Below are 11,007 nucleotides of genomic sequence, written 5' to 3'. Positions count from 1 at the left end.
TTTATGGCGGCTTTTTTAATGAGCATGTTGAATTAATATTCTAATATTATGCCCAATCATTTTCTTGTAGCTTTAGTCATATTATATATGCCGGGAGCAAACACTCGGACACTCCATTCATATAGTTCAAAAAAGCTATATTTTTACCCACCATTGATTTCTGCCTAATGGTGGGTACTTTTTCCACATTTCAGTTGTCGATGAAGGCGTCGACTTTTTTCGTTAACCATTATTTTCATAAACTAAACCCTTGTCTCGAAGGCTCTGATGTTCAAGTCTGGTAAGAGCGCCATCACTCTCATGACTTACTTTTGAAACCGTCAGCCAACTCATTAGTGTATGGTAAAAGCTTAGTTATGGTTTTTGTTGCGAGGAGCGTCTCGACTTTGACTTTTAGGCGAACATACTTGTACCGTCTACCAAACACCTTAACCCCACCTTCGTTGGTCAGTTCACCTTTCCCTATGATTTCACAGTCTGTGTGTGTGTCGTATAAAACATAGTTGGCTTGTTTATGGCAGTTTGTGATGAAGAACTTAATCTCGGGATTCTCTCTCAGTACATCTATTAAGTTAATAAGACCTGCTAACCTTACTTCAGGAAGTGGGTTGAATCCTGAAATTGTGTACATATTCACCGGAGCGCCGTCATTCTTCTCAAGCGTGACGAATGGGCAATGTATTAAGTTACTGGGAGAGAGTTGTTCATCTGGTGTATTGAAAGGAACAAAAGTGTAAAGCCGATGCCCCAGTAAGTGTCCATTGGAGTCTTTGGTGGTCCGTAAGATAAGGTTTTCATTTTGCAGCAGCTCTTCACTTATATCTACTCCTAGGTAGCGCTCATGAAAAGCCTGTAATTTTGCTAACGCGTAAATATCGTCTGTTGGTAATGGTGATTCATAGGTTGTTGACTCCTTTTCTCCTTGCCAATACGGATATAATGCTGGACCGACAAGCTCATCAAGTACAATGGCTTTCGCTTCATCTTTATCTGTTGAAGAGTCAATCAAAAGAGTTATATCGTCACCAAAAGCTCTGGCTAGCAATAGTTGCTTAGATAACTTTGGTGCGGTAGCCCCACGTTCCCAACGGCTAAATGTTGTAATGTCCAACTTCTCAAAACAGACGTCATAAACAGCAAGATATTCAATAACCTGCTGTTGAGTCAACTCATTGCTTTGACGCATTTTTTGGAGGTATTTAGCGAATTTTTCAGACATTCATTTCTCTCTTCAATGGTTTATTGTAATTATGGTTTGCATGTTGATAAGTTCAACTAAAAGCACAAGTTTAGTGTGATTATTATCATTATAGAATGACAAAAGTACGATTGTCGGTATTGATTAGAAAAGAGAAAGTGTACCAATCTGATTAGAGAAGTTGGTTGTTCCAATAGTTATAGTCACGAAGTTGGTGCAAATGAAGAATGATGCAGAAGGTGGTATGCACGATGGACTCACGTCGGAATAATTAGTTAGTACATATAGCACACACTGCTGGAGAGGGTATTCATCCCCGTATGAGGGGAGCTTACTTAAATCCGATAACAAAATGAAAGTTTATTATTTCTTGTCCAGTAAATCACATTGTTCATAACATTAAGAAAATACGGAAGATATTTATCGTATTCATTGTATCAACTTAATGGTTAGGCACATATTTGAGCTAAATATCAAAAATGCTCAATCTTTCACAGCGCCAGATTTGCAAAATACATCCATCTGCTCAGCAAGGCATTAAAGGAAGTCCTTAATGATTACGTTAAGGAAGGGCTTTGTTGCTTAAATCGATGGAACTAAATCTAGAAGCTACGATCTGATCGGCTACACCCATCAATCGTCGTAGCCTCATGCCTAAACCTCGTTACAAAACAACTAACTGGAAGCAGTACAACAAAGCCTTAATCAACCGTGGTTCTCTGACCTTTTGGATTGATGAGGAAACGATAGCTGAGTGGAAACAAAACAAACAAGGCAAGCGTGGTAGACCTCGCCGGTTCAGCGACTTAGCCATTACTACTGCACTGATGGTGAAACGCATTTTCTCTATGCCATTGAGAGCGCTACAAGGTTTTCTAGACTCTGTATTTAAGCTAGCTAATATCCCGCTAGTTTGTCCACACTACACCTGTATAAGCCGTCGAGCCAAGGAAGTTGAGATTTCATTTAAAACTAAAACCAGAGGTGCGATACAACACCTGGCAATTGATGCCACTGGCCTCAAAGTTTATGGCGAAGGTGAATGGAAGGCTAAGAAGCATGGTACTGATGGGAAGCGCAGAGTATGGCGTAAGTTGCATATCGCAGTAGATACGAGCACCCACGAGATAATCGCAGCAGAGCTGAGTTTATCGAACGTAACCGATGCCGAAGTGCTCCCCAACTTACTCAAGCAGACACGTCGTAAAATCATCGAGATATCAGGTGATGGTGCTTATGACACAAGGAGTTGTCACGATGCTATACGAATCAAGGGAGCAGTTCCGCTCATTCCGCCACGAGAAGGGGCAGCCTTCTGGGAGCAAGGACACCCTCGAAATTTAGCAGTAGGTTGCCAGAAGCTCTACGGTTCCAACGAGAAGTGGAAAAAGCGGTATGGCTATCATAAGCGCTCACTATCAGAGACAACAATGCATCGGGTGAAACAGTTGTTAGGTGGAAAATTAAGCTTAAGAAACTACAACGCTCAGGTTGGCGAAACTTATGCCATGATCAAAGCGCTGAACAAGCTAACAGGGCTTGGTATGCCTGAAACTCAGTATGTTGTTTAAGAAGCGTTCAACATGGGACTGCCATGTCTTCTCACCGAATTAAGCAACAAAGCCATCTTTAATCTGTTTTTTTCTTTGAGCTTTGAGTATAGAAGTATCAACAAGCACGACACGGTTTTCAAGTTGATGAATATCAATATTAAAACGTTAAAGTCACAAAGAGTTTGGATGAACCTGTTATCTCAATACAAAGGTAAACACGATGCATAAATCTGTTTTAATTGTTGATGATGTCGAACTGTCAAGAGAAATCTTAAAAAATGCCGTATTAAGAGCCAATGCCGAGGTTAAAACTGTCGCCGTTGAAAATGCTTATGCTGCAATCAATAAAATGCGAACGAAGAAGTTTGATCTCGTCATTATGGATATCATGATGCCAAATGGCGATGGCTTTGAGTTGCTAAATATGATTTCTCAACTATCGCTTTCTACCAAAATTGTGGTGATTTCGTCGTTGGATAAGGCGGTAATCGACGTAATGTGGAAAATCGGTAAGCTGTATGAAGTTGATATCGTCACTGCGCTTGAAAAGCCAATTAATTCTAAGCAACTTACAGAGTTAGTCGCCCAAGAGTTAGAGGTACTTGAGACAAGAGAGGAGCGTAAACATGAGTTAGCGTGTAACAGCAATATATTTCAGTTTCCAATTGGTGTTTACTACCAAACACAAGTGAACACTGAGACTAATGAGATATTCGGAATAGAGGTGGGTGGCAATTGGTTCAATGATTTAAATTCCCCATTACTGTCTAATCATCTTCTTCCTGATGTGGCGAGGTTGAAAGATAAAAAGCTGTACAATCAGATCGTAATTGGTAAGTTTTTGCACGAGTATCGAGAATATCTTTGTAAATTACCTCGTGAACTGAGTTTTACGTTCCATGTTGAGGCAGAGCATCTCGCGGACAGTGTGCTTATGAGTTGCTTGATTGAACTGAATCAAATTAGCGATAACCATGAATTTTGCCTGCATTTAAATGAGATTGAGCAGCTAGATAAGATGAGTGACATAGCGCTTGAACACCTTAAGCAGTTACTTAATAGTGGCTTTGCATTATCTATTGGAGCCCGAGACCTAACAGAAGAAATTATAGAACGAGCGAAATCCAATAAAATCAAACAGCTAAAGTTAATCTCTGACGTAACACGACAACTCGATTTCGAAAAGAAAGATAATCTATTCATAGGTTTGAGTGCATCAGCTGCGCTAGCAGGAATAGCTTTGCTATGCGATGGAATTGAGAATACAGCACTCAGTGAAGCACTGAAATCTATCGGATTGAGTAAGCAGCAAGGGATACTGTTTTCGGGACCGCTTGCTGTGAACGAACTAATGAATAGCTTAGGGGAGTATCGCTCACCAAGAGCTTTAGAAAAGGAAGCGTGATTTTTCGACTTCGTTGTTTATCTATTCGTCTAAGGCTCTAATGGAAAAGAGCCTTAGTGTTGACCTTCTCGGTTTTTGTATAAGACGTTTATAGATAACTGCACATTCAATACTACGGTTCTGCTTTAGGTTTCTTTTTCAGTAAACGAATGATCTCAGGCCTTGATAATATGTTCTCTGTATTGATTTTTAGTAAGCAATTCCTAAACGTTTCTTTTCCTATTTTTATCTTGCCATGTTTATCTGGCGTATCGAAGCCAACTTTCTCTGCACCAATTTCGACCATATAATCAAGCAGAATCTCATTATGTAAATAGTGATAGTAAAAATGAATGTTTGAGTGGCTAGCCACGTAGTTAACGAAGTCTGAGTGGATACGGTCAAACGCTTGTTGATTGGCTGCAAATCGGCTCAAACTACAGATAGCGAGTGGGTCTTTGTTTGAATAACCTTTGGCTTTGTAAAACGGTAAGGTTTTATGAGGGGTGGTTAATTCAATTGCTAGCTCTTGCGCATTAAACAGCATGGCAAGATTATGTCCCACAAACTCGTTTCGATTAGGGTTAATATACAACTTGAGCAAGAGCTTTTTGTTTCGATAAAGATTTTCAAAGTCTAGGTTGATGAGTCCAGGATAACCGGATTTTGAGGTTTGGATAAAATTCTTTATATTCTGCAGTGCATTTTTGTCTTGCTGCAAATCGATTGTTTTTTCGACGATTAAATCGTTGTGGAATGCTTCGGTATGTACATAGGATGCTGAGCGAATCCCCGCGACGGCAGATTCGAATTTCTCATAAGATAACTTACTGATCACATCGTCTTGCTCTCTAGTGGGAATCATAGAAAGGAAAGGGCGGAGATCTTGAGTGAGCACTCTCAATACCTTGATTGCTTTTGTTATATGGGGTTCCGTCGAGCCGCGTTCCCATCGACTCACAGTAACGGAATCTATCGAGGCGAAGTCTTTATCTGCTAAATTAAGTACAGTACACAAACCTCTTTGAGTCAGACCTTTTTCGGTTCTTAGTTGTTTTAAGTACAGTGCAAACAAAAGCTGTAATCCATTTTATGATTTCTATGTTTGTCAAAGTATAGCCAAAAAAGGATTGAATTCACGTTTGAAAGTGATAAAACTCGGCTTTGTATCTGATAATTTACGATCATAGAAGGCTTTGTTGCTTAATTCGGTGAGAAGACATGGCAGTCCCATGTTGAACGCTTCTTAAACAACATACTGAGTTTCAGGCATACCAAGCCCTGTTAGCTTGTTCAGCGCTTTGATCATGGCATAAGTTTCGCCAACCTGAGCGTTGTAGTTTCTTAAGCTTAATTTTCCACCTAACAACTGTTTCACCCGATGCATTGTTGTCTCTGATAGTGAGCGCTTATGATAGCCATACCGCTTTTTCCACTTCTCGTTGGAACCGTAGAGCTTCTGGCAACCTACTGCTAAATTTCGAGGGTGTCCTTGCTCCCAGAAGGCTGCCCCTTCTCGTGGCGGAATGAGCGGAACTGCTCCCTTGATTCGTATAGCATCGTGACAACTCCTTGTGTCATAAGCACCATCACCTGATATCTCGATGATTTTACGACGTGTCTGCTTGAGTAAGTTGGGAGCACTTCGGCATCGGTTACGTTCGATAAACTCAGCTCTGCTGCGATTATCTCGTGGGTGCTCGTATCTACTGCGATATGCAACTTACGCCATACTCTGCGCTTCCCATCAGTACCATGCTTCTTAGCCTTCCATTCACCTTCGCCATAAACTTTGAGGCCAGTGGCATCAATTGCCGGTGTTGTATCGCACCTCTGGTTTTAGTTTTAAATGAAATCTCAACTTCCTTGGCTCGACGGCTTATACAGGTGTAGTGTGGACAAACTAGCGGGATATTAGCTAGCTTAAATACAGAGTCTAGAAAACCTTGTAGCGCTCTCAATGGCATAGAGAAAATGCGTTTCACCATCAGTGCAGTAGTAATGGCTAAGTCGCTGAACCGGCGAGGTCTACCACGCTTGCCTTGTTTGTTTTGTTTCCACTCAGCTATCGTTTCCTCATCAATCCAAAAGGTCAGAGAACCACGGTTGATTAAGGCTTTGTTGTACTGCTTCCAGTTAGTTGTTTTGTAACGAGGTTTAGGCATGAGGCTACGACGATTGATGGGTGTAGCCGATCAGATCGTAGCTTCTAGATTTAGTTCCATCGATTTAAGCAACAAAGCCATCATAGAAAGAAAACCTACTAGCAATGCTAGTAGGTTTAATGTTTATTTTAGAATACGCCTACCTTTTTAATCCATGTGGTTGCTTATTATTCTGTCTTAAGAATATCTATATGACGCTTAGTATCTGACATCGTTAGCATTCCCCGACAACTAAACAGAATTATCTCGAGGACAACAATCAAGAATAACTTTTAAACGAACTAGTTATGTTGATTATCACCATCTAAAAATAAGTGCATACTTAGATTTATTTCAGCTATTTAGAGTAGAATATCAACCCCCCAATGCGACCAGAATTAATACTTAAACTATTGTTTGTTGAGAAAATTGGTGCGTCTATGGAGGAATAAGCGTCTATTTTAAATATAGTTTTACCGGTTGGTACGCTGTAAGTGCCCGCTTTGTAAATCATGTTGCTGTTGCTACCTACTGATACTTTTCTTCCATTGTTATAAATAAATTCTAGTTTTCTCAATGTTTCTGGGTATACGCCGTTTTTATGTCGATATACGTTAATACGCTTTAGGCCTATGAGGTTAATAGCTTTTTTATTCGCTCTTTCTTTACCTGCATATACTTTTCCGCTAGTGCCAAGGCCGTCAATCCAATCTCCGGACCTAACGAATAACGTATTACTATTTAATGGGATTGTGACATAGTTGTAATTTTCGCTATTCGGATAACCAAATAATTTTGAGGTATAAGCAGTGTATTCAGTACCAGATGCTCCCTTTGGACCTTGTGGACCTGTCGCTCCTCGTGAGCCTTTCGCGCCTCGCTGACCGGTTTTACCTTGTGGGCCTTGAGCGCCTCGCTGACCGGTTTTACCTTGTGGGCCTTGAGCGCCAGTTTCACCTTGTGGGCCTTGAGCACCGGTTTCACCTTGTGGGCCTTGAGCGCCAGTTTCACCTTGTGGGCCTTGAGCGCCAGTTTCACCTTGTGGGCCTTGAGCACCGGTTTCACCTTGTGGGCCTTGAGCGCCAGTTTCACCTTGTGGGCCTTGAGCGCCAGTTTCACCTTGTGGGCCTTGAGCACCAGTTTCGCCTTGCGGGCCTTGAGCACCAGTTTCACCTTGTGGGCCTTGAGCACCAGTTTCGCCTTGCGGGCCTTGAGCACCAGTTTCGCCTTGCGGGCCTTGAGCACCAGTTTCGCCTTGTGGGCCTTGAGCACCAGTTTCGCCTTGTGGGCCTTGAGCACCAGTTTCACCTTGTGGGCCTTGAGGGCCTTCAACACCGCCTTCTCCTACCCATTCACCATTTTCGTTAATCACTTGTTTGCCATCAATATTCACTGTTGATGTATCGACAGACAATGGGGTGATATTACCGGTTACATTATCTGCTATACGTGCATATAAAACGGGTTTGACGTCGTAAACAAATGATTCATCATCTAGATGAGGTAACTCCACTGACATTGAGACATTAGATACGTTATAAGAAACCAAATGTTGGTCTAAAACTCCAGGAACCTTCACTTCAAAAGAGAAACTTGATAGTTCAGTCAAGTCGCCAAGGAATTCATCATCAATAGGTACTGTACACATGCCATTTACGAAAGCACAGGTGAAAGGCACGGTTCCAATAATGACGTCGTTTTCATTATCAAGGATGTTCACTTCAACACTGCGCAACCCATCAGCGATAGGGCTATTTGTTTGTGTATCAAAAATATTGACATTAAGAACATGAGGTTGCTCGAATACATCGGCAAGGATTGAACCGCTCATTGAAAGCGACATTGCTAAACATAAAGCCGTCTTTTTTAGTCGGGTATTGATAACATTAGACATAGGCTAAAAACTCCTAGGTAATTCCATTACATTTTGAATGCTTAGTCCTTTTATTACAGAGAACTAAGCGGTTAAAAAATTACTGCTATTCATCACACTTATTTTTAGTGAAAAGCATAAGCTGCTGAATGTAATTTGATTTATATGGTTAAGCCTAAGTCATTGAAACGTTTTTGAAAAAAATATTATTGAGCATCAGGGTAATAATGTTTTTCAAACTGCCTTTTATTTCTATTTGTCAGTTAACGTGAGGGCTGCGATTAGTTTGAGTGTTTTAAAAAGAGCGAAAAATACTCAGCGTTTTTTTGAACGTTATTTTTCTAATCTTTTGAATTTATTATTGATTTAAAATTATTTTTTGGGGTTTAGAATTATTCGAAATAAAAATGACAACCACATTGGTAGTCACAACTTAATGTTTGATTTGTCAAGTGGATGCATGATACCTAATCTATGTGGCATTTTTATAACTATTTATACATAAGTGCTATTAGTTGCTGTGTTTCATATGTGTAATGTTTACTTCTTTTGTTTTATAAGGGAGTAAACTAATGAAAGTAACTACTTCAATCTGGTCGATGGCGATCTGTCTGCTGGCAGTCGTGGGGCTAAGTGGGTGTAATAAAGTTAATGAGCTTATTGTTACTCCAAAACAAAGTAGTGTTCCGCTGGGGTTTGAACTGCAACTAAAAGCAGAAACGCTTTATTCGAAAGGGACCGTTATTGACGTGACGGAAAGTGGAAATCTTAACTGGGTGAGCTCTGACGAATCCATTGCGACGGTTAGCTCTTCTGGCTTAGTTTCTACTGGAAACAACGTCGGTGTCGTTTCGATTACTGCATCGGGCAATTTTTATGGTGGCATATTTGAAGATAGCGTAACGATCGAGGTCACAGATGCAACGTTGAGTTCATTCGTTGTCACTCCTAAAAAAGCAACGACGTTAAGTGGATTGACAACAACATTTAACGCTCACGCGAGTTTTTCTAATGGGCAATCACTTGATGTAACAGAATTTGCCGAGTCTGAATGGAGTAGTAGCAACCCTTACGTTGCATCTGTTTCAAACACTCCAGGAACTAAAGGCATGGCCAAAGGTGAGTTAAGCGGTTCTTCTATGATAGCAGCAGCTTTAATGGGCCATAGTGATGAAGGTGAATTGCAAGTAAGTAATGCTTCGATAACATCGTTGGATATTACGCCCCAACTACTGACTACACCTGTCGGTTTGACTAAATCGTTTAATGCGGTACTTGTTTTATCTACTGGTGAAGAAGTTGATGTTACTGATGACAGTGCTATCACGTGGTCTAGTAGTGCTCCGAACATTGCTTCTGTTTCAAACGAACAGGGTACGATGGGCGAAGCTAAGGCAATAAGTGTTGGTATCGCAGAAATTTCTGCATCCGGTGACATTAATGGACAATTTGTACAGGGGGTAGCGACTTTAGAAGTAACCGACACGATGATCACGGCGTTAGCTGTTGTACCAGAGTCTAAAACAATACCAATTGGTCTCACCACGGAATATAAAGCGGAAGCGAACTTGTCCAATGGTGAGGTTGTTGATGTAACCAATGATCCCGCGATAAGCTGGAGCAGTGGCAACTCTGACATTGCAACAATCTCTAACTCCGCTAATGATAAGGGAACTGCAACGGGTGTTCTTGTTGGTCAAGCTGTGATTGCAGCATTTGCTGAGTTTAATGGCCAAGCTTATAGAGCGACAGCGTCGCTAGAGGTTGTTGAAGCCATTGTTGTGGATCTCACGGTGCTACCAAAACCACAAAATAGTTTGGATACCCCTCAAATTCCAGTTGGTTACAGCAAGCAATTTACTGCTGAAGCGACCATGTCTGATGGCTCGGTTATTGATGTAACGAAATCTGATAGCTTAACATGGAGTAGTGATGCCCCTTACATTGCCGTTGTTTCAAACGAAGCCCAAGATAAAGGGGTAGCAACTGGTCTTGACGCTGGAACGAGTTTTATCAATGCGACTTATATCTCTGAGAATGCGGGTACACTTGGAGACTATTCTGAACTGACAGTCACACCATTGCACTCATTATCTGTGGAAGTCGATACCGGGACGTACACGAATACCGTGCAAGATGAGGTGGTTCATTACATCGGTTATGCACGACGTGTCATGGGCGGATATAAACTACAAAGTGGTAGTGAATTTTTAGATGAAGGTGGCATGGCTATCATTTATATTGATGGTCAAGAAGGTAAGCCTATCGAAGAACATGCGTTCTTTTTCGGCCAGTTTTCTGAATCACCGATTTCCGGAGCATTAAGATATAAGGCGGTATTTGATTGGCCAGATGAGTCTCGTACAGAAGGCGAGCTTGTATGGGATTTTGAACAGCAACACTATGAGTTGCTCGATCCTAATGCTGCAAAGAATCTGCTTGATAATGAATGGGACTTTGTCATTACAGTTACAAATGAAGGTGATGAATAAAAGTGGAGTATCATTGATCTTAGGTGATATGTATTAACCAATAGGGGAGATTACTCTCCCTTATTCATTTTTATCGTTATTAATTAAATTTCGACGTGATGTGAACAAGTTTGACTCACTGTGATTGCGTTGCCTATTTTGTTGTGGGGGGGATTTGGCATTTAATTCTAAAGGCGGGTTAATATGCTCTATGTCCAAGATAATGTTTAAAATATAGTTATCGCGTGGGTTACTGTTGTGTGAGGTGAAATCTTCATAACAAAGGCTTACATTTCTGAAGCAATATATTATTCTGGTTATCCCTTTACCCGCAAATGAATTTTTGCGGGTTTTTTTTATTCTAGCTGAAAATTCAAGTGAATT

The 11,007-nt window shown here is 40.9% G+C and carries 7 protein-coding genes and 1 pseudogene; 3 read left to right on the top strand and 5 right to left on the bottom strand.

What is annotated here, in order from left to right:
* Positions 1-298: 298 nt before the first annotated feature.
* Positions 299-1,219 (bottom strand): helix-turn-helix transcriptional regulator, encoded by a 921-nt coding sequence (locus tag KJB05_RS10470; protein WP_208446182.1) that lies wholly within the window; start codon positions 1,217-1,219, stop codon positions 299-301.
* Between the two features lie 629 nt (positions 1,220-1,848).
* Between KJB05_RS10470 and KJB05_RS10465 the strand changes: the two genes are divergently transcribed.
* Both KJB05_RS10465 and KJB05_RS10460 read left to right on the top strand, forming a co-directional pair.
* Positions 1,849-2,769, top strand: a complete 921-nt coding sequence (locus tag KJB05_RS10465; protein ID WP_213053073.1) for an IS5 family transposase — start codon at positions 1,849-1,851, stop codon at positions 2,767-2,769.
* A 202-nt stretch (positions 2,770-2,971) separates the two neighbouring features.
* A complete protein-coding gene (locus tag KJB05_RS10460) occupies positions 2,972-4,156 on the top strand; it encodes a response regulator (RefSeq protein ID WP_208446509.1) in 1,185 nt (394 codons plus the stop codon).
* 112 nt (positions 4,157-4,268) lie between these two features.
* Here the strand turns inward: KJB05_RS10460 and KJB05_RS10455 are convergent, their stop codons facing one another.
* The 4 genes and pseudogenes from KJB05_RS10455 to KJB05_RS28865 all read right to left on the bottom strand — a co-directional run bounded on the left by KJB05_RS10455 (position 4,269) and on the right by KJB05_RS28865 (position 8,173).
* A complete protein-coding gene (locus tag KJB05_RS10455; protein WP_208446510.1) occupies positions 4,269-5,210 on the bottom strand; it encodes a helix-turn-helix transcriptional regulator in 942 nt (313 codons plus the stop codon).
* Between the two features lie 171 nt (positions 5,211-5,381).
* A pseudogene (locus KJB05_RS28670) lies at positions 5,382-5,947 on the bottom strand (IS5 family transposase).
* Positions 5,842-6,300: a transposase gene (locus KJB05_RS28665; protein WP_244868305.1), complete on the bottom strand. Its 459-nt coding sequence runs from the start codon at positions 6,298-6,300 to the stop codon at positions 5,842-5,844. The pseudogene KJB05_RS28670 and the gene KJB05_RS28665 overlap by 106 nt, the downstream one beginning before the upstream one ends.
* Positions 6,301-6,637: 337 nt before the next feature.
* A complete protein-coding gene (locus KJB05_RS28865; protein WP_213053072.1) occupies positions 6,638-8,173 on the bottom strand; it encodes a beta-prism lectin domain-containing protein in 1,536 nt (511 codons plus the stop codon).
* A 551-nt stretch (positions 8,174-8,724) separates the two neighbouring features.
* Between KJB05_RS28865 and KJB05_RS10440 the strand changes: the two genes are divergently transcribed.
* Positions 8,725-10,644, top strand: coding sequence for an Ig-like domain-containing protein (locus KJB05_RS10440; RefSeq protein ID WP_208445508.1), 1,920 nt, complete (start codon positions 8,725-8,727; stop codon positions 10,642-10,644).
* Positions 10,645-11,007 lie beyond the last annotated feature (363 nt).

It is taken from the genome of Vibrio sp. B1ASS3, assembly GCF_905175355.1.
Taxonomy (GTDB): domain Bacteria; phylum Pseudomonadota; class Gammaproteobacteria; order Enterobacterales; family Vibrionaceae; genus Vibrio; species Vibrio owensii.
This window is presented reverse-complemented; position numbering and strand designations above follow the sequence as displayed.